General features: G+C 47.2%; 7 protein-coding genes. All 7 read right to left on the bottom strand.

Annotation, left to right across the window (positions count from 1 at the left end):
- Positions 1 to 125: 125 nt before the first annotated feature.
- The gene (locus tag L1D23_RS11185; protein ID WP_239866312.1) at positions 126 to 5546 is read right to left on the bottom strand and encodes a non-ribosomal peptide synthetase; all 5421 of its coding nucleotides are present in this window, start codon (positions 5544 to 5546) and stop codon (positions 126 to 128) included.
- Entirely contained in the window at positions 5543 to 16441 is a 10899-nt protein-coding gene (locus L1D23_RS11180; RefSeq protein WP_239866311.1) for a non-ribosomal peptide synthetase, read from the bottom strand. The genes L1D23_RS11185 and L1D23_RS11180 overlap by 4 nt, the downstream gene beginning before the upstream one ends.
- Positions 16442 to 16514: 73 nt before the next feature.
- The gene (locus L1D23_RS11175) at positions 16515 to 16718 is read right to left on the bottom strand and encodes an MbtH family NRPS accessory protein (RefSeq protein WP_006962378.1); all 204 of its coding nucleotides are present in this window, start codon (positions 16716 to 16718) and stop codon (positions 16515 to 16517) included.
- Between the two features lie 57 nt (positions 16719 to 16775).
- Positions 16776 to 18431 (bottom strand): multidrug ABC transporter permease/ATP-binding protein, encoded by a 1656-nt coding sequence (locus tag L1D23_RS11170; RefSeq protein ID WP_239866310.1) that lies wholly within the window; start codon positions 18429 to 18431, stop codon positions 16776 to 16778.
- A 100-nt stretch (positions 18432 to 18531) separates the two neighbouring features.
- A complete protein-coding gene (gene fhuB / locus L1D23_RS11165) occupies positions 18532 to 20508 on the bottom strand; it encodes a Fe(3+)-hydroxamate ABC transporter permease FhuB (RefSeq protein ID WP_275667276.1) in 1977 nt (658 codons plus the stop codon).
- Positions 20505 to 21332: an ABC transporter substrate-binding protein gene (locus L1D23_RS11160; RefSeq protein WP_239866773.1), complete on the bottom strand. Its 828-nt coding sequence runs from the start codon at positions 21330 to 21332 to the stop codon at positions 20505 to 20507. The genes fhuB and L1D23_RS11160 overlap by 4 nt, the downstream gene beginning before the upstream one ends.
- Positions 21333 to 21379: 47 nt before the next feature.
- Complete coding sequence (locus tag L1D23_RS11155; protein WP_239866309.1) at positions 21380 to 22144, bottom strand: ABC transporter ATP-binding protein; 765 nt, start codon at positions 22142 to 22144, stop codon at positions 21380 to 21382.
- Between the last annotated feature and the right edge of the window lie 167 nt (positions 22145 to 22311).

The following is a 22311-nucleotide window of genomic DNA, read 5'->3' as shown; positions in this document are numbered from 1 at the left end:
AACTTTCGGTTTTACCGAATATTATATTAATAATTATGATAACCATTATCATTAGCATTTCGAATGCGAATGGAGTTTAACGAGTTTTATAGAAAAATGGAATCTATAAATTAGTCGTTATAGATCTATAATGTATTGATTATTAATAAGTGACGTAATTTCTCTATCAGGACACTATCTTGCACTATCCCTAAATGATCTGTATCCAGCACTTCACTGCTTAGCTGGGTGTTAACTTTTGACAGCTCCGAACTCAACAGCTTGTGTCGGCCTTCAGGTTTCCCAGCCCAATATGCGGTTGGTTTGGTATTAATTTCTGGTAACTGATACTCATGACACAGCGCTCTCATGTGCTGCTCTACCGCCCAGCTATATAGCATTTGCTGTGCACTTTCAGATAGATAGTGATCGAAGTTTTGTTCAGCCAACCAAGATGAGAATACGTTTGGCCATTTATCTGGTGTCGATTGGTCAAACCCTGCAAGGCAGGTTTGCCTTTGCCCTTCCGATAAATTACCCAAGAGCAATTCTAGATGCTCAATCAGCTTAGCTTTTGCTTTCGGTGATTCCCATTGATCTTCGGCAATTTCAGTGCCCGGCACATAGCAGTCCAACAATCCGAGGAAAGCGACACTTTCACCAGCTGCTTCAAGGCGGGCTGCGACTTCCTGACAGAGCGCGCCGCCAAGCGACCAACCAATCAATGTGTAAGGCCCTGATGGCTGTATTTGACGAATAGTCGCGCAATAAGTATCAGCCATTGCGCTAAACGAAGTGTCAAAGCGATTTGGATAGACGAAGCTCTGAGACTGAACACCATAAACGGTGCGTTTGCCCGCCAATGCTTGAGCTAATTTTTGATAACCAACTGTTCGGCCCGTCACTGGATGAATACAGAATACAGGTGAAATCCCGTCAACATTGGTATTAAGCTTCTCGATCAATTTAAGGTCAGCTTTGGCTGCTATCGCCTCGCCTTTACGCGATTTAGATGCCGAGTGTATCAATTCAAGCTTTTCTTTCCATATAGTCGCTTTGGTCTCAATATCTGATTTCGAATAATGACTCGTTGCATATTCAAAATCAGCGCTCAATACACCATCCACAACTTGGGCATTGATGACCAAAGGCGTCAACATGGTGTTATCATCTGCTTGATCACGCGAGTTTGACGACACTGGTTGGCACCAATGAGCAAAACTATTGCCTTGATACTGCCCCAAGTAATTGAATGTTAGCTCCACCGTTTGCTCTTGAGGCTCATCCTCTAAGTAGCGCAGTCCATAGCCAATGCCTGAGTCTTGGCTCAATAGCGCCATACGCTCGGCGATATCATCTCGAGAATCTGAGGCATTCAAAGTCATCGGATAGAGGCTCGTCATCCAGCCCACCATGCGGCTTAGATCTAACCCTTCAAAGACAGACTCGTCACGACCATGACTTTCTAGATACACGCTTTGACCATCTTCGTTGCTTCCCACAATTGCTGCCAAAGCAGAAACAAGTTCAACTGTGATGTTTTCAGAACTCAGTAAAGCCGACGTCACCTCACGGCTTAGCTCAACCTTGAGTGAGCGCTTGTTGCCATAGATTGCTTTAGCGTGTGTATTTTCCACATGGAAAGCTTGTTCGTTCCAAACGGCTTTCCTAGCTTTGCCCTGTTCTGTTGATGCCCAGTTGTTGAGGCTATCTACCGCCATATCCAAAGAGGTGTAAACAGGTGGTAGCTCAACTGTTTTCTTTGACTTTTCGTCACTTGAAAGCGTTTGCTGATAAGCACGCCATAAGTCATCCATCAGGACTCGCCATGAGACGCCATCTACAGCTAAGTGATGAATTACAATCATCAAGCGAGATTTCTGCCCCTCGATTTGAGCGTAGCCTGCTTGAATCAGTCGGCCTGCTTCGATATCAAGGCTTGTTTGCAACTCGTGAGCAAACACTTCGAATGCCTCTAAGCTGTCTAGCTGAGTTTTCCATAGAAGATCATGGGAAACATGCTCGACGTATTGCTGCTGCCATTTACCTTCAGTTTGAGAAAACGACAATCTCAACGCGGGATGATGCTCTACTAACCCTTTAAGCGCAGTAGCCAGTGCTTGAATATCCATATCCTGCTTCAACTCAACACACACATGCTGGTTCCAGTGGTTTGGCTGATCAAAGTTTTGCGCCATGAAATGAGCCTGAATTGGCATCAGACCAAATGGTTCTTTTGGCAACTCTCTTTGCTCTTGCTCAACCGCTGCTTCAAGTACTTGTGCTAACTCGCTCAGCACTGGCGCTTGGAATACTTGCTTTGGAGATACGTTGAGACCTGCCAGTTTCAATTTGCTCACTAGCTGAAGGCTCAATATAGAGTCTCCACCTAACGCAAAGAAGCTATCTTCTCGGCTAACAGAATTAATACCCAGTAGCTCTTGCCAAATCTCAGCAAGGAGAGTTTCTTTCTCACCTTCCGGTGGCAAACCTTGCGACAGCTCAGATTTGAACTCTGGTTCCGGTAGCGCTTTTCTATCTACCTTACCTGCTGGAGTTAACGGCAAATAATCTAGCACTACGAGATGCGCTGGTACCATATACTCCGGCAGATGCTCAGCAAGCTCAGATAATATCGAAACGCTATCAACCTTGTTTGCATCAGCGCCATGCAGATACCCCACAAGGTGGGCCATAGAACCATGACGATGCGCCGCAACCACACAAGTCTCGACGCCGGATATTTGCTGAAGCCTTGATTCTATCTCACCCAGTTCAATTCTGAATCCACGGATTTTTATCTGTTGATCAACACGGCCAAAATATTCCATTACACCGTCTTCCCGCCAACGAACTAAATCACCAGTGCGATACATACGCTCGCCATTATTGGTAAATGGATCCGGCATAAACCTTTCTGAGGTCATATCTGGCTTACCCAAATACCCACGTGCGAGGCCGACTTCTTCACCAATGTACAGCTCCCCGACTGCGCCTTCGGCAACTTGGTTAAGCAACCCGTCTAACACATAAAGTCTACGAGCGCCAACAGGTTGACCGATAGGTGCATAGGCGCTGGTTAGCTTATCCTGTGGGTAAGCACGCCAGATCATTGGTGTCACCACGGTTTCTGTTGGCCCATAACCATTGATAATACGTGGTGGGTTTACAACAGATTGCAGGCGGTCATAGGTTTCACGAGTAAAGGCTTCACCACCCAAAGTCCAAGAACGTACATTCAACTTAGGCTGAGCCGTCTCTATCCAATCCAGCAACGGGCCAACATAACTTGGAGGGAAACAGGCTATCGTAATCCCTTCCTGTTTGAGAACATCACAGGTTTTCTCTGCACTCCATAGTTGTTGATCGCGAATCACCAAGCGAGAACCAAACGCCAATGGCACTGTCCAGCGCTCTACTGCTCCATCAAAACTGATTGACGCAAAGTGAAGCTCAACGTCATCTTGCGTCATCCCATACTGAGCACCTATCGTCTGCACATGCATACTCAGGCCATCATGGGCAATCGCAACACCTTTAGGTTTACCCGTCGACCCTGATGTGTAGATGATGTAAGCCAACTGCTCTGGTAAGAGTTCTACCTCTGGCTTGGCTTTTGAGAGACCTTGCCAATCTAGCGCATCCATATAAAGCGGTGAAACTGAAGCCGCCTGATCCGCATGTGAAAAGACGTGTGAGCCAATCTCTACCCAACGTGAGCGCAATGATTTATCGCTGATGACCAAGCTCGCAGCAGAATCCTCGATCATGTAAGCCAATCGGTCGGTCGGATAATCAGGGTCAAGTGGTAGAAACGCCCCACCAGCCTTCATAATGGCGATCATCGCTATGATCATATCGTTGCCGCGCTCAAAAAGAACACCCACAGCTTGATCGCGAACGACACCCTGTTCCACTAACTGATTCGCCAGCTGGTTCGATTTTTCTTCCAGCTGTTTAAACGAGACACTTTGCTGACCATGTTTTAATGCAGTGGCTGACGGTTGCTCAATACCCTGAAGATCGAACAACTCAGTGACTGGTTGATAACGCCACTCACCTTCTGGCTGCGACAGTTGCGATAATCTGGCGAGTTGATCCTGATCCAGTGAGTTAAGCGCAGCCAATGGTGTATTCAGGTTTTGTTCTGCTTGCGAGACCAACAGGTTCAGAGTGCTAGTAAGCGAAGCCATCATCTCGGGGTCGATACGATCTTTTGCGTAAGTCAGCGTTACCTGAGTACCACTCGAAGATTCCAACACATCCAAAGCTACATCAAACAATGCGAAGTTGCCTTTAAGTGCCAGAGGCTTTGCCGCCACACCCGGAGCAAACTCGACCGACTCGGTTTGATTGACCTGATGATTAAACAACACTTGAAAGTAAGGCGTTTCGCCAACCAACCTTTCCGCCAACAATGAAGAAACCACACGATCAAACGGCAATAGCTGGTGTTCCTGAATCTCCAGCACTTTGTTGTGAGCTCTAGTCATGATTTGACCAAAGCTCTGCTCAGGTTGTATGTCTTGCGCAACCACATTAGTGTTTACGAAAAAGCCAATAACGTCAGATACTTCTGGTCGGGCGCGGTTAGCCATTGGCATACCAATGTTGATATCGTTGCGTCCTGTCAACTTGAACAGCGCAGCCTGCCAAATGGCTAGCCAAAAGCTCGAAGTGGTGACGTTATTTTGCCTTGCAAGGCGTGCAATGCGTTCAGAAACATTACCATCAAACTTTAGGCTTACCTGCTGTGCTTCTCGACGCTGATTAGGTGCAATATCGCCCGTCCACTCAAACAGTTTTTGCGGCTGCTTATCACCTAACTCTTGCTGCCAGAATTGAAGATCCTCGTCCCCTTTGCCCGCTTTTAGTAGTGCATCCTGCCAGACAGAAAAGTCACTGTACTGAATGCTCAATGGCTCTAGAGACTCACCCTGATAGGCGGAGACCAGATCCCGCATAAATAATCCGATAGACCAGCCGTCAGATACAATATGATGCATCACGATGATCACATGGGTTTTGTCTTCAGATGCACGAATACACGCCATTCGCACCGGCATCTCATGAAGCAAATCAAACGGCTTAGCGATAAATTCCGCTGTCCATTCGCCCAGCTGATTTTCCGTTAAGTGTCTGCCGTCTTTAAGCTCAACGTGAGCAATACAGTGTTGGTCAACATGTTGCTTCGGCTCGCCTTGGCCCGAAACAACAAAGCGTGTTCTCAAGGCGTGGTGCTTGCTCATGACACCAGCAAGTGCCAGTTCCATTTTATCAGTAGAGAGAGCACCAGAGAGCTCAAAGCCACCACTGATGTGGTAAGCACTATTACCAGCATCAAGCTGATAGATGTCCCAAAGTCGTTTCTGCGCCGGAGAAAGAGGCACATCACGCACCTCTTCTGCTGAGACAATCGGTAGCTTTTCAAAGCTCATTCCTTTGGCGTCAAGCAGAGCGATAAATTTCGCCTGTTCTTGCTCGCCAAGGTTTAGAAAACGTTTTGCTAATGCAAATTTGTCTATTTTTGGTTTTTGTTGTGCTTTTGAATTTGATTCTTGGGTCATAACAATTCCAACTCGTCCATTAGTGCTGCCATGGCGTCGAGTTCATCCTGTTCTTGTTCATTGTTTGCCTGATACTGAGACTGAAGTGCATCCGTTAACGCCTGTAGCGTCCCAGCGGCAAAGAAGTCTTTTAATGAAATCGCTAAGTCGAGCTCTTTTTGTGCTTGAGCAACGATACGTGTGGCTAGCAGAGAGTGGCCTCCGAGCGCAAAGAAGTTATCGTCTAAGCCCACTTTTTCTGAGCCAAGGACTTGCTGCCAAGTGTTGGCAAACCAAATTTCCAGTTCACTCTCTGGGGCGCGATATTCCACCTGACTCCACTCTGGAGAAGGCAACGCTTTGCGATCACGCTTACCATTTGGTGAAAGAGGCATTTCATCCAGTGCAACGTAGATTGCAGGAACCATGTAGTCTGGAAGGTGGTCATTCAAGTGTGCTTTAGTAGCGGTTTCTTTTTCTGAATTCCACTCGCCGCAAACCACGTAAGCGACAAGCTGCGTCCCTGTTTGATGCTCATAAGCAATGACTGCAGATTCATCGACGTCATCGTGTTGGTTCAGAACATTCTCAATTTCTTCCAACTCAATACGAAGCCCACGAATTTTTACCTGATGGTCCAATCGACCCAGATATTCAAGTCTGCCATCTGGCATGCGGACCACTTGGTCACCGGTGCGGTACATACGAGAACCGATGTTCCCATCTTGCTCGCACGCAAACGGATTTGGCACGAAACGATCGGCAGTCAAATCAGGTCTGGATAGGTACTCGCGCGCAAGGCCGTCACCCGCTAGGTAAAGCTCACCAGGTACACCTACGGGGACTGGATTCCAACAATCATCCAATACATGAAGTTGGGTGTTGCTAATCGCATGACCAATCGGGATGCGTTTACCGACAGGCAATTCACATTGCCAGTAAGTCACGTCAATAGCCGCTTCAGTCGGACCATAGAGGTTATGCAGTTGACAATCTGGCGCGCCCGTCAACACTTTTTCAGTCAACTCAGCAGGTAAAGCTTCACCGCTACATATAATGCGGCGCAGGCTGCTGCACTCTCCAATATCCGTTTCACTTTCAAACGCATGAAGCATCGAAGGAACGAAATGGATCGTCGTTACGCCCTGCTCGCGAATGGTGTTATGCAATAACTCAGGTTGTCGGTGATGATCTGGCTCAGCAATCGCTAGTCTTGCACCATACATAAGCGGCCAGAAGAACTCCCATACAGAGACATCAAAGCTAAACGGTGTTTTCTGAAGGACACAGTCACTGGAATCTAACTGATACTCGTTTTGCATCCAAGCCAAACGGTTGTGCAGTGCCGACTGGGTATTTACCACTCCTTTTGGTAGTCCTGTAGAACCGGAAGTAAAGATGACATACAGCGACTGTTCAGCCTGCCAATTTACCACTGGAGCCTCAGTGCTCTGCTCGTTGACTTGCTGTAAGATCTCAGCCTGATTTAGCGCCACATACTGACATTGAGGATTTTCTGGCCATTGTGGCAAGGTCTCACTATCGGTCAGTAAGATGGATACGTCCGCAGACTCAAGAATGTAATTCAAACGTTCTGCTGGATAACTTGGGTCTAATGGCACATAAGCACCACCGGCACGAGTAATCGCGTGTAATCCAATTACTAGTTCAAACGAGCGTGGTAAACCAAGGCCGACTCTGGTTTCTTCGCCCACACCTTGTTGGCGTAGCCACTGAGCCAACTGATTAACTTTGCTGTCGAATTCAGCGTAAGTCATTGACTGCTGACCCATGGACAAAGCAATCGCCTCAGGGGTGCGCTGTGCTTGAGCTTCAACAGCGACTGGCGGAGGGAGCATTTCACCCCATGATTTCTTCGTCGCGCTGAATGCTTCAATTTGTGCGAACTCGTCAGAATCAACCAACTTGAGTTCAGACAGCATCGCGTTGGGATTCAAGGCAACTTGTTCAAGCAGCTTGAGCCAGTGACCAAGTAACGCTTCGACAAACGGTTGATCGAATACTGGTGCTGCGTAGTTAACAAAACCGCTCCATTCGCCGTCATCATAAGCCTGAACATCTAAGCTCAACTCTAACTGAGCCGCGACCACGCCCGGATCAAACGCTTCTGCTTGTACTCCTCCCCATTCAGCGAGAATTGAGCGTTCAATACGTTGGAAGTTGAAACTCGTCTGGTACAACGGATGGTACTGCAAATTACCCGTCACACCAAGAGACTCTACCAATACCTCAAATGGCACATCCTGATGGGTCAACGCCTGCTCAGTAAAACGTTTTGTGTCTTGGAGCAGATTGTCGTAACTCATTGCCGCGTCTAACTGCGCAGGGATCACCAAGTTGTTAATGAAGCAGCCTTGCATCTGCTGAGTGTCTGGCTGTGTTCTGCCTGCGACAGGGATACCAACTCGAATTTCATCACGCCCAGAATACTTGTGAAGCAATAAGTGCCACAGGCTTAACATAACGTTAAACGGAGTCGTTGCGCTTTGTGCAGCAAGAGTCTCAATCGCGTTGACCTGCTGCTTGGTCAGAGTGAAGTGATGACGCTGACCGGTGGTTTCGAGCTGGTCTCTCGCGACATCGCTATGGAGAACAAGCGGCTCAATATCTTTCGCTAACGTCTCTTTCCACCATGAAAGTGATTCTTTGGCGCTATCTGACTTTAACCATTCTTGCTGCCAGCTAGCGTAATCGGCGTAATCCAGCGCGACAGTCTCTATGTTTGACTCAAACTGCCCAGAATGGCTGTACGACGAGTAAACAGCCGACAGCTCTCGCATTAGGTTTTGAATCGAAATACCATCAGAGACGATGTGATGAACAACCAGAAGTAACTCAAATTCCTGTTCTGAATGCTTGATTAAGTATGCTCTCAATAATGAAGGCGATGACAAATCAAAGGTTTCACCGATCCAGTTTAGGCGCTGAGCCTCTAAGTCGGAGAAATCATCAGCTGAGTATTCTGCTAATGCGAATTGACTTACATCGTCATCAGAATGGATAGACTGCATCAGCTCGCCATCTACCTGCACGAAGCTGGTACGCAGAGCCTCATGGCGGCCTATCACAGTGCGCAATGAATGCTCTAACCACTCTCTATTCACTTCGCCTTTTAACTTAAGGCCAAGCGGCATGTGATAAGCAGAGCTTTCAGGCATCAGCTGTTGAACAAACCATAAACGCTTCTGTGAAGCGCTCACTGGCATGTATTCCATGCGCGGCACTGTTTTGATCGTGACTGCGGGCTCTTTGAGTGATGTACACTGAGTTGCCATCACATCTAGTCTTGGAGAATCAAAGACACTCTGAAGTAAAAGACGAATCTGGTGTTTTTGCTGCAAACGTCCAACAAGCTGTGTAGCAAGTAATGACTGACCACCCAGAGCAAAGAAGTCGTCATTACGACTCACCTTCTCTAGCCCGAACAAGGCTTGCCATTCTTGTGCAAGAAGCTGTTCAATCTCACCTTCTGGCGCTTCATAGGCTTTGTGCTGAACATGGTTATCAGGCTGCGGCAGTTTTTTCTTGTCGACTTTACTTGCTGGCGTCAACGGCATTGACTCCATGACTACAAGCTGTGAAGGCACCATATAGTCAGGCAGTACTTTCGCCATTTGAGCGAGAATATCATCGCCGTTTATTAGGTCAGCGTGACCTTCTACGTAGCCGACCAAGTACTTTCCAGCTGAACCTTCAAAGGCGGTGACAGCACTCAGTTTACTGCCACTGATGCTCTGTAATCGTGACTCGATTTCACCTAATTCGACACGGAAGCCTCGAATTTTTATTTGGTCATCTGCCCGCCCCAGATACTCCATCACGCCATCTTCGCGCCAGCGAACTAAGTCGCCAGTGCGATACATACGCTCTCCGTTATTTGCGAATGGATCGGGAACAAAACGCTCGGCCGTTAAGTCTGGACGATCTAGATAACCTCGAGCTAAGCCAACTTCTTCACCAATGTACAATTCGCCACTGACACCAGATGGAACCGGACGAAGGTCGCTGTCCAATACATACAGACTACGTGCACCAACTGCAGTACCGATAGGTGCGTAAGCACTTTCTAGCTGCGTTTCAGGATAAGCCTGCCAGATCATTGGCGTCACGACAGTTTCCGTCGGGCCGTACCCGTTGATAATGCGCTTCGGATTCAGTACCTGCTGAAGCTTGAAATAGGTCTCTCGTGTAAAGGCTTCACCGCCCAGTGTCCAAGAGCGTACGGCTAATGTTGGCTGTTCAACCTCAATCCACTCTAGCAGTGGTCCAACATAGCTTGGCGGGAAGCACGCGATGGTCACGGCTTCACGCTCAAGCACTGCACATGTCTCTTGTGCACTCCAAAGCTGCTGGTCTCGAATCACCAGCTTTGAACCAAAGGCCAGAGGCACAGTCCATCTCTCTACGGCACCATCAAAACTGATCGAAGCAAAGTGCAGCTCGATGTCTTGTGGCGTCATGCCATATCGTTGGCCAATAGTTTGAACATGCATGCTCAGACCAGAATGAGAAACACACACACCTTTAGGCTTACCCGTTGAGCCAGAGGTATAGATTACATACGCCAGTTGCTCTTCTAAAATTTCAGGACGAGTTACGAGAGGCTGCTGAAGGTCGATATCAGAATACGCAATGATGTTATCTGGCTGACAAATCTCACGTGCCAATTGTTGCGAACTACCGTCAGAAATCAGCCATTGAGCATCGCTATCTTCAACCATGTAGGCCAGTCGGTCTTGAGGGTATGAAGGATCTAAAGGTAGGAATGCAGCTCCGGCTTTCAACACACCGATCATTGCCACCAGCATGTCTGCGCCACGGGCAAACATCACACCAACCCGCTGGTCTCGTTGAATGCCGCGTGCGATTATCTCAGCAGCCACACCATCACTGAAGTTATCCAGCTGTTGGTATGTCAAAGCAAGCCGTTCCGAGCCATTAGTTGATAAGGCCGTTCCCCCAAGAGGATTCGCCACAAGCGCTTCACTATCCGGTTGAGCAAGCACCTGCTCTTTTAACAGTTCATTGAAAGGTTTGTAAGTCCAAGGTTCAGACGCTTTTATATGACCAGACAAGCGAGACTGTTGCTGGGTGTCCAATACATCAATATCACTCAGGTTATGAGTCAGCTTATCGACAAGCTGCTCAAGATAATGAGACGTCGTTGCTGACAGCGCATCAATATCTGACTGTGAGAATTTCGCTGAGTCGTACGCAAAAACAATACGTAATGATTCACCTGGCAATACCGCCAACGTTAGCGGGTAATGCGTAAACTCATAACTGTCAGGCTCGCCAATTTTAAGGCCAGTTTCACTAAACAGGCTCTCATCCAATGGATAGTTTTCAAACACCACCAGCGAATCAAACAGATTCTCACCAGCGAGTGGAGATTGTGCTTGTACCTCTGACAAAGAGACATGGCTGAATTCACGCTGCGCGCTCGCCTGCTCTTGTATATCGGCAAGCCATTCACTGGTTTTCGCCTGCCAGTCCACCATCGATGTAACAGGCAAGGTATTAATAAAGAGCCCAACCATGGCTTCACTGTTTGCCAGTGACGATGGTCGGCCCGCAACCGTATTGCCAAAAACAGGCTGAGACTGACCCGTGTAACGTTGAAGCGTCAGTAGCCATGCGCCCTGAATGAGAGTGTTTAGCGTGATACCAGATGACTTCAGTTGAGACTGCCAACCACTTAGTACCTCAGCACTGAAGTCCACGTTGTGGCGCACATGCCCTAGTTTATCTGTGTTCGAACCGTATTGTTCCACCAACATTGTTGGCGCTTCAACACCATTCAGATAACCACGCCAGTACTCTTGAGCACTTTCTGGTTCTTGCTGTACAACCCATTCTAAATAGTCAGAAAAATCATGGCTGACAACAGGCAGGCTCATATTTTGGTAGTGAGCAAACAGTTCGCTAAGTAGAACACCGGTGCTCCAACCATCCATCAGAATGTGGTGGATGGTGAAGATACAAGCGATCTCATTGTCGCCCGTTGTCACTAGATCGACTCGCCACAAAGGTTTTAGCTGCTGTGCGCTCGCATCTTGTTCCAGTTCGAAACCTTGTTCAATGAGCGAACGTTTATACGACTCTAATTCAAAGCCTACTTTCTCTAGCCCATCAAAGACTCTGCTCATGATAGGAAGATCATCCCAAACATATAGGTGCGCCTGACCTTCAACTTGATGCAGCGTACTACGTAGAATCGAATGACGCTTCATCAAGGCTTTCCAACCCTCTTCCAACTGGCCAGCATCAGCACCCGATATAGGTAAGGTAATTTGGTTGACATAGGTGCTTGTGTCTTGCGATAGCTGAGCGTGGAAATACAACCCTTGCTGGAGCGTAGACAACGGTAGAATTTGATTCGGAAGTTGATGAGCGTTACCACTTACATGACTTAACGTCGCGAGACTCAGATTTGTATTTGGCGCATCCGCTTGTGTCAAAACGGCGGAGTTAGACATACAATGTTCCGTCACTACTTTGATTGCTGCTTCTAAGTGATGAACATACGCATCACATTCAGATTTCGACAGAGCAGAAAGTGAAAACTCCAAATCGACGTCAAAGCCATCATCATTTTCGCTGATATTCAATGCAATTACGGCATCAGCTTTGGCATTTTCTGGTCGCCATAAGCCAAACTCACCCAGTTCAGCCCCTTTCACATCAGCCTGCGTTGCTCGGCCTAGGAAGTTAAATAGCACATCAACATTGTCTTGATACTGCCATTGCTGCTGAACAACACCCGCTGAGTAACTCAAGCCACCATCGGTGATTGCATGTGAGCCATCTTTTACACTCGCTAACAGTTCACTGATACTCTCACTTAGCACAACTTTTTGCGGGAACAGCGCAGTATGCCAGTTAACACTGCGTGAAAGATCCAATCCAAACGACTCACTGAAGCGACCATGGCTTTCGCGATGAATGACAATCTCGTTTGCAGACGTTATTTCTTTCACTGCAAGTGCAGACAATGCCATTAACGTCTGCTCTTTGCTCATTCTGGCAAAGGCCTGAGTCGATGCAAATAGAGGTTCAGCGAGTTCTTTAGCAATGTGGTGGCTGTACTTATGAATTCCTTTGCTTTCGCTTTCTTGATCTTTACCTTCAGTTAGCGCCGTTGGGAAAGCAGGTTCAGCTCGCTGAGCATTCCAGAATTCGGACTGTTTATGACTGATATGAAGACTCTCTAATGCCTCATACCAATCACCCTGATTGTGAGTTTTAGAAGCGAAGGCATAAGAGTCAACACCCATTTCTTGCTGATAACTGCCCAGCAAATCTTGAATAAGCACAGGCCAAGAAAGCGCATCAATGACAAGGTGGTGAACGGCAACCAGCATTTCGCCCGTCTCAGTATTCAAGCCGACCGACAATTGCTTACCAACAGACGGATTAATCGCACTCTGCACTGCATCGCTGTTTATCTGCTCTGCATAAAGGTGGAATGCAAAATCTGCGGTTGTCACATATTCAGCTAGATACTCAGCTGCGTCAGATGTTGTGGTATTAGGAGCCCCGAAAGAAAGGCGCAAACTATCGTGATGTTGCACCACTTGCTTAAGTGCTCGGACAATCGCGTCTGCATTAACAGGAGCTGGCAAATTGAGTTTTGCGTACTGGTTACATAGTTCTAGCTGACCATTCTTATCTAGATAGTTCTCAATGAATCGCTTCTGCATTGGCAGCAAGGATACTTTGCCACTCAGCTCACCTTGTTCAGCTGGTTTGATTTGGCTATTGAGAACACATAACGCCATCTCAGCGAGTACTGGATGGTCAAACACTTGCTTTGGTGTCAGCATCAAACCTCGTTGACGTAGCTTACCTACCATTTGCAAAGCGGTAATGGAGTCTCCGCCAAGTGCAAAGAAATGGCTGTCAGAACCAATAGACTCTACCTTTAGGAGCTCACGCCATATTTCTGCCAGATGATATTGGCTGTCGCCTTCCAGCGGCGCGCCCGCTTTCTGTTCTTCATCCCAATCCGGTGCGGCAAGTTGCTTGCGATCCACCTTACCAGCAGGTGTCAGAGGGAGTGTCTGGCTAACAATGATACGTGACGGCACCATATAATCTGGCAACTGGGTGGCTAACTCTATACGCCATTGAGATTCAGATTTTTGCTCTGTTTCACTCAATTGAACATAACCGACTAGGCGCTTTCCTGTCGGCGACTGGTGTGCGACAACCGCACAAAACTCAGCATTAGCAAGCGTCTGTAGGCGAGATTCAATCTCTCCGAGCTCAATACGGAAGCCACGAATTTTAACTTGTTGATCGGCACGGCCAAGGTATTCAACAACACCATCTTGTCTAAATCGAACCAAATCACCAGTGCGATACATACGCTCGCCGTTAGCGGCAAATGGATCCGGAATAAAACGTTCAGCAGTCAAGTCAGGTCGTTTCAAGTAACCACGAGCAAGGCCCGACTCCATACCAATGTACAGTTCTCCAATCGTTCCAAATGGTACCTGCTTAAGGTTCTCGTCCAGCACATACAACTTACGGTCACCTACAGGCTGACCAATCGGCGCGTACGAGCTTTCCAGTTTATCTTCTGGATAAGCACGCCAGATCATCGGAGTAACGACCGTTTCTGTCGGGCCGTAACCATTGACGATGCGAGGTGGATTGACCACCCGTTGAATTCGTTCAAACGTATCTCGGGTAAATGCCTCACCACCCAGTGTCAATGAGCGCAAAGACAGGTCTGGCAGAGTTTGTTCAACCCAATCTAGCCAAGGTCCTGCATAACTTGGCGGGAAACAAGCGATGGTGACTTTCTCGTCTACCAATACTTGAGTCGTTTTTTCTGGTGTCCACAACTGCTGGTCACGAATGATAAGTGTTGAGCCAAACGCCAGTGGCACAGTCCAACGTTCCACTGCACCATCAAAACTGATAGAAGCAAAATGCAGCTCTGTATCTTCAGGCGTCATGCCATACTGCTCGCCAATCGTCTGGACGTGCATTGTCAGTCCGCGATGACTCACTGCCACGCCTTTAGGCTTACCTGTTGAGCCTGAGGTGTAAATCAAATACGCCAGCTGGTCCAGGTGGATATCTTGATATGAACACTCACCAGGCTCAGATACTGCAACCTCAGTTGCTAACAAAGATTCAATAGCAATGCACTCTTGAGCACTTTCAGATCGGATGAAAAGGTCTTGAGCCTTACCCACCAAGTGTTGCTGAGTCAGTAACTGCTGAGCTTCGCTGTCTTCAAGCATAAAGCTAATGCGCTCAACAGGATAATCCGGATCAAGCGGCAGGAATGCGCAGCCTGCTCTCATGATACCCAACATGGCGACCAGCATATCGGTGCCACGCTCCATCATCACACCGACAACACCTTCTGATTGAACCTTTCTTTGACGCAGTGAATCTGCGACTAAATTCGATTGAGCATCTAACTCAGCGTAAGTCAGCGTTTTATCACCATGTTTTAAGGCAACTTTTTCAGGACGCAGTTTTGCTTGCTCAGCCACCAACGCCATAAAGGTCACTGGAACCCATGTTTGTTGTACCGCTGAGTGCGCTTCCAAGGCCACTGTATCTGAGCTAGAAAGCGCGTTAGTCTGTGCTAGAGACTTTTGAGGAGATTGGCAGATCTGGTTCAGAACATTTTTGTATGTGCTTAAAATGCTGTCAATTTGAGCTTGAGTGAACTTCTCTTGTGCATAAACAAGTCGCAGCGATAGCCGCTCTCCTGCAATCGCATCAAGGACAAGTTCAAAGGGTGTTTCGGTCACTGGGAATTCTTCAAAAACACCTTTAATTGTGTTGCCATCCTCGCCGATGCTTTTCACAGTGAGCTTATTCCCGTGACTACGGTAATTGAATGCAGCAGTAGGAAGAGGCGTCTGGCCTAAAAGCTTCTCTATAGGTAAGTGAGAGAACTTCAATGAGTCGCGCAGATTGCTTTTCACCTGCTGCACAACTTCTCTCAAGTTCAACTCTGGATTTGCCTGAACACCCAAGACCACATTATTAACGTAAAAACCGATATTCCTTCTATTCGCAGAGTCTCGATTCAATGCTGGTACGGTGATCGACGGATGAGAATTGTTGGCATATGAAGATAGAGTTAACAGCAATGCACAAGACAACACCTCAAATTTGGTCACACCAAAATGTTTGGCAGCCTTTTCGACCAAGACTGATTCATCAATGCCCAATGACTCTTCTATATGCCCGGCGGTATAAGCGCTCTGCTCCTGAGTCGTCTTGCCTTGAAGAATACAGGGCTCCTCGCCCACTAACTTCAGAGCTTCCCAGTCCGCCTTCTCTTTTACAGGATCGAAGTCATTTTGACTTTCAGAAAAATCAAAGTAACTGACCCCTTTTGGGCTTTTGGGTGGCTTTCCTGATACAAATTGAACAATGGAGCTTACAAACAACTGTAATGACCAAGCATCGGTAATTAAATGATGCGCAGCAATGCTCAAAGCAAATTTATCTTCAGCTAGCTGGTATAGGTGGAATCTACACAGTAGCTCATTTCCTAAGTCATACGTCTGGTAAGTCTTAGCTTTGGCTTCTCGCTTTACAATGTCAGCAGCGTCAGCTTCATCGGTCAAATCGACAAAAGCCACTGGGATTCGGTCATAATGCGCAGACTGCTGAGGTTGTCCGTCCCTTTGTTCGATCTTTATACGCAAGACTGGGTGCATTTCTAATGTCTTAGAAAGTGCGTCTAGGACTTTTTCTTTAGTGATTCCCTCACCCGATAACCATGCAACACCACCTAAGTTATACGCAATACTTTCTGGCATGAGTTGATGGAACAACCATAGACGTTGCTGAGAATGAGAAAGTGGACTCCAACCACCATTGGCCGGAGTCATCGTGATATCATCCACTGACATACATATACCTAAAAACTGTTAAATGTCAGGTACCTAAACAGCAGGTACCAAAATTAAGCAAAAGCGAGTGATGTTACTCAGCTAACGCTTCTCGCAGGCTTTTCGGACGCATGTCAGTCCACACTTCATTAATGTGGGCAAGGCAAGTTTCTTTGTTGCCAGTAACACCAACGGCTTTCCATCCATTTGGAATTGGATGATAAGTAGGCCAAATGCTGTACTGTTCTTGTGGGTTGATAACGACGGTAAATTCTGTGTTTGGGCTGTCAATACTCATAATATCCTCAACTAGATCGTTGTTGTTATTGTTTTGATTTTCTGGATTGTTGTTTCGTTAAGCGACGACACTTTCTACTGCTTGTTGAGCTTGTGATTTATCCGCAGTATCCAGTTCTGTCAGTTGCCCACTGTCCATTTTGAAAATGCGATCTGCCGCATCGAAGTAACGGTCATCGTGGGTAATAGCGATTACAGTCACGCCACGCTCCTTAAGCAGAGGCAGTAACTGTTGGTAAAAGACTTTTCTAAAGCGAGGGTCCTGATCTGCCGCCCATTCGTCGAGAAGCATGCAACCTCGCTGTTCAGCAACGGCCATCAGTAGCGCAAGACGCTTACGCTGCCCCTGTGAATAACGAACATCCGACAAGCGACCATTCTCTTGAGTCACTTTGTGGCTCATTTCCAGACGCTCCATCCACTCTTTGATATCGGCCTCTGGAACATCCTGACCTTGTCCATTGGTAATCTGATGGAACAAATAGAAGTCACTGAATACCGTAGAAAACTGCTGGCGATAGTGAGGCCAGTTGAGCTCAGTCATAGGTTGACCGTTCAAGAAAACATTACCTGTATGCGGGCGATAGAGGCCGGTCAGTAAACGAGCGAACGTTGATTTTCCGCTGCCATTACCACCAATGATGAAGATCATCTCACCTTTCGAAGCTTTAAAATTGATCGGGCCAACTTTAAACGGACGGTCATCGCCATCAGCGCGGTATTCATACGTCACTTGCTGGAGATCGATGCCTTCAAATACTTCTGGTTGTTCATTAGCCTCAACAAGATTTTCATTGTCACTTAAATCGAGCGACTCAAGCTTACGCATAGAGATATTGGCGCTAATCAGCCCCGGCAACGCACCGACCGCCGCCATAAGTGGCATACGCATAAATAAGATGACCAGAGCAAAAGTAGAAGCGACGTCAAAACCAGCCCATCCTAAACCCAGCGCCAGATAAAAGTTGAGACCAATCAGTGCCAGTACAATCGTGTTAGCCATGTTGGCTGCAAAACCATTATAGATGTCCGCTCTTGTGACTTCGTCTCTATAACCCTTAGCATTTGGGCTGAACTCATCCTCGAAATAACGACGAGCACGATTTGGGTTAAGTGATAGCTCTTTGCGACCGTCAATCAATGCCTGATAATCGTGATAAAGCTTATCTTCAAAGTCACGAACTTGACGTACATGGAAAGTGATTCGAGTCACCAGTCCATAGCCAATAACACCAGTCGCGCCTAACATCAGCAGGCTTACACCAAATAATGGCAGTGAGAGGAACGCAAGATAAGACAATGCCACTACGGTAAGAACTAAGCCGTAAATCATTTCCGGCAAAGTAACGAAGGCAATAGTAATGTTACGAATGTCAGTGTTCAGTGAGGCCAGAACCCCGGCACTACCGACATCTTCGATTTGTTCAATATCCGTGTTGATCAATTGCTTAACCAATTGACAACGCTTGGAATAGACAAATTGGTGACCTAACTTGTGCAGTGATACCTGCGCGACGGTCGCCGTGATCAATAGAAGCACCAGCAATCCAGCAAATTGCCAGATAGCGCTATGAACACTGGTTGTCTGACTCAACAGTTCATATTGAATAAAAGCAATCACGCCAATACTGAGAAAGGCACTTGCTACACTCAACAAGATAACCAAAGCGAGCGCTTTATGTTGTTTATGGGCCAACTGAAAAAGTAATTTCATCTCAAATCCATATATTGATTATTATTGTGATTATCATTATCAACAAATTTTAAAACAGCATTGAGGAAAGCTGAGCATTGCCTCCCTCATGACTAAAAAATTAAAGTCTACGAAGTCCCCACATCAGGTACATACCGCCAATCAAAGACGCCACCAAACCAGCCGGGATTTCTTGTGGGTACAACATTTGGCGCCCTAGCCAATCAGCGAAAAGCATTAGTCCCATACCGACAAGCGCTGAACAAATCAGGTGCTCTCTAGCTCGACTAAAACCAAACAAACGAGCGAGATGCGGCGCCATCAAACCGATAAAACTCAATGGGCCAACAACTAGAGTGGCACTCACTGTCAGCAATGCCACCAGCAGTAATAGCAAACCTCTCGCCTGCCCGACTTTGACTCCAAGTGCTCGAGAACTGGCCTCTCCCAACGGTAGTATGTCCAGCCAACGAGCCGTTAAGAAACTGAACCCAACAAGCACGAAAGTCGCAGCCGCTAAAGGAAGTAAAGTCGCCTGTGTAACAAAGTAAGTGGAGCCAGAAAGCCAGGCTAGGACTTGGTAGCTCCTAGGGTCACCGCCCGCCAACACAAAGCTTTGTACCGCGTTCATCAAAGCTGTGATAGCGACACCGGTCAGCAGTACACGTTCAGGTTGGAAGCCAGACTTACGGTTCAAAAGAACAATCACGGAGAGCGATGCCATCGCGCCCACCAGTCCACCTAAATACAATCCAACGAGACTAACGCCAATGCCAGAGAACATGGCAATGATCAAACCCAAAGCGGTACCAGAGCTGATGCCGATCACTTCAGGGCTCGCCATCGGGTTACCACTTAAACGCTGGATCACCGTACCTGCGGTAGCCAACATCACACCAGCTAAGGCGGCAGCAACAAGTCGGGGCCAACGCCACTCAAGCAAGTTCCACTCACCTGAGAACACTAGCCACTGCCAACCAGAGCTTTGAATTGAAGTGGTACTAAAGATAAACAAAGCGACTGGGATAACGAGCGCAACCAGTGCAATGGCATGGTGGTTGAGGCTCTTAACTTGCTCACTATGACGCGTCATGACTGTTTGCGTCTGGGTTTGACTGCGCATCGACAACCTTGGCAGTAACCACAATAAGAGAGGAGCACCTAATGCGGCAGTTGCGGCACCAGTTGGCACAATCATGGCGGCAATACCTGGGAGCTGCTGGATAAGCAGATCCGTAAGCGTTAGTAGTAAACCACCTAACAGCATGGAGACGATTAACTTAGGCACAAGACGATGCACACCAGTTGCACGAGCAATCGCTGGAGCAGCGAGACCTACGAAGCCAATCACGCCAACTTTAGCAACCACCCAAGATGTCAGTAACACTGCAAGACCAAGACATATTACGCGCAGCTTCGCCAGAGACACGCCAAGACTCTTAGCACCTTCTTCAGATAATTCCAACAAGGTTAGCGGCTTAACGAAGAGGAATGAAATACCAATCGCTAATCCGAGTCTTGGCGCGAGATAAGCAATATCAGACCATCCTGTCTGAACGAGAGAACCCGCCCCCCAAATCATTAAACCAGCCAGCTTATCCTGATTCATCATTAACAGAACAGTGCTGACGGCGCCGAAGTAGAGGTTAATCACCAGACCCGAAACCACCACAACAGTCGGTGACAGTGCACGACGCCATGACAGTGCAAATACCAGTGCCATTGTTCCCACACCACCAAGCAAAGCAATCAGTGATTTAGAAAACGTCAGTAACCAAGGGGCATACAAGGTTGCCATCATAAGGGCAAAACTGGCACCACTTGCCACACCCAAAGTGGATGGTGACGCCAAAGGGTTACGCAATACTTGCTGCATCAGTACGCCAGCAGCAGCCAAAGCAGCACCTGCAATCAGTGTCGTGAAAAATCTAGGCCACCAAGTTAGATGCAATCTAACTGATTCTGGCGACATCGAATCTGCTTGGAAAAGGCTATTCACGCCTGCTGAAAAATTGCCAGAGGCATTCAATTGAAAGCCTGCAATGGTCAGCATAAATGCCGCGAGTGTCGCGACAAGACTCAAAGATAAGATTCTCATCGGGTGAACTCCTCAGTCAGTGCAGAGGTGACCAAATTAGCGAAACGCATCGCTGACGGTAAACCACCAAAACTCCATGTCGGTTTTACAGTGATTACCGGACGACCCGTTTGCTCAATCAAGTACTGCCAATACTGATCTTGCGTTAAATGTTCCTTAACGCCCGCTGGGAGAGGCTCAATGACAATGAACTGCGCATCGATACCCTGTAACTTATCAACGCCTGTGAGGGCAAAACCCCAAGCGTTAGTCGCTTTGTCCCAAGCATTTTCAATGCCCAACTTATCCAATGCCACTTTATAGATGCTGTTCTCACCAAATACTCGAACATGTTTGGTGTCCATAAACTGCACTAAAAGCACTGGAGCTATGTTGTCAGGCAGTGTTGCTTTTAGGTCATTCAATTCAGCTTCACTATTGGCTATAAGCTGTTCAGCTTGCTTATCAGCGTTAACCTCTTTTGCCATGCGGCGTGTGAAATCAGTGACGGCTTCCCAGTTAACCTCACCCACTTTATACAGACCAAGGATTTTTACGGGTGCAATACGAGATAACTGAGTCTCCAGCGAAGCAAAACGAGGAGAAAGGAAAATGGTGTCGAGGTTTAGCTCAGATAACCTTTCTAGGTTAGGCTGAGTGCGCAGACCAACGTCCACAGTCTCATCCGGTATTTTCGGACTTCTGACCCAGTCGTTGTAATCCGACTGTTGAGCCGATGCCACAGGCGTAACGCCGAGAGCGATCATGGTTTCCGTCTGAGACCAGTCAATGGACATCACTCGCAGTTTATCTTGTAAAACCTCTGCTCCAGCCATGGCAGGCATTACTGCGGTCAACGTAGTAAGACAGGCGATTGCCACTCGTTTAATGTTTAACATGGCATTGCTACCGGGTAACCTGCAGCGTGGTCGGTGATCTGCATTTCGATACCATATATATCGTTTAGCTGCTGTTCGTTAAACACTTCAGAAACAGAGCCCTGAGCGATCATTTTCCCGCTATGAAGTGCCACTATGTGGTCGCAAAAACGAGCGGCCATGTTGATATCGTGTATCACGATAAGAACGCCTAATTCGAGTTCAGTGGCCAGTTTCTTTATTAGTTCAAGCATTTCTACTTGGTGAGCGATATCCAGAGCAGACAAGGGCTCATCCAAAAGCAGATATTGAGTTCTCTGAGCCAGAAGCATGGCTAACCACACTCGCTGACGTTCACCACCTGACAAAGTATCAACCAAGCGGTCTGCATACTTTTCTGTATCCGTCATCTGCATCGCTTGTTGAATGAATTCTTTATCTTTCGCATCTAAACGCCCAAGCAAGCCGTGCCATGGGTAGCGACCAAAACTCACTAGGTCTTTTCCTGAAAGGCTATCGGTCGATGGTAAATGCTGAGGAAGATAGGCAATTTGCTGAGCGAATTTCTTATCTGACCAATCGGAAACTGATTTGCCTTGTAGCAAGACATCTCCGCTGGTGGCATTTTGCTGCTGTGCGAGAAGTTTAAGTAACGTTGATTTACCTGAGCCGTTGTGACCGACAAGCGCATAAATCTTGCCTGGCTCAAAATTCATATCAAAATCTGACAACAAGTTTCTGTTGCCAACGCTAAATGCTAGTTTTCTAGCTTCGAGCATATTATTTCCCTTAAACTCTCTTTTTACATAGGGTTAATCAATAAAAACTATCAATTAACAAGGTGGGATTTATATAACAGTAAATAGATAAATGCAAACCATTTTCATTTGCAATACTATTCACAAATGATATGGTGCCACCCTATTTCATAAGGGTTAAGCTTAAA

This window comes from Vibrio sp. Isolate24 (assembly GCF_022398215.1).
In the GTDB taxonomy this organism is placed as follows: Bacteria; Pseudomonadota; Gammaproteobacteria; order Enterobacterales; family Vibrionaceae; genus Vibrio; species Vibrio coralliilyticus_A.
Note: the sequence above shows the minus strand (reverse complement) of the source record. Positions and strands in the feature narration are given on the sequence as shown.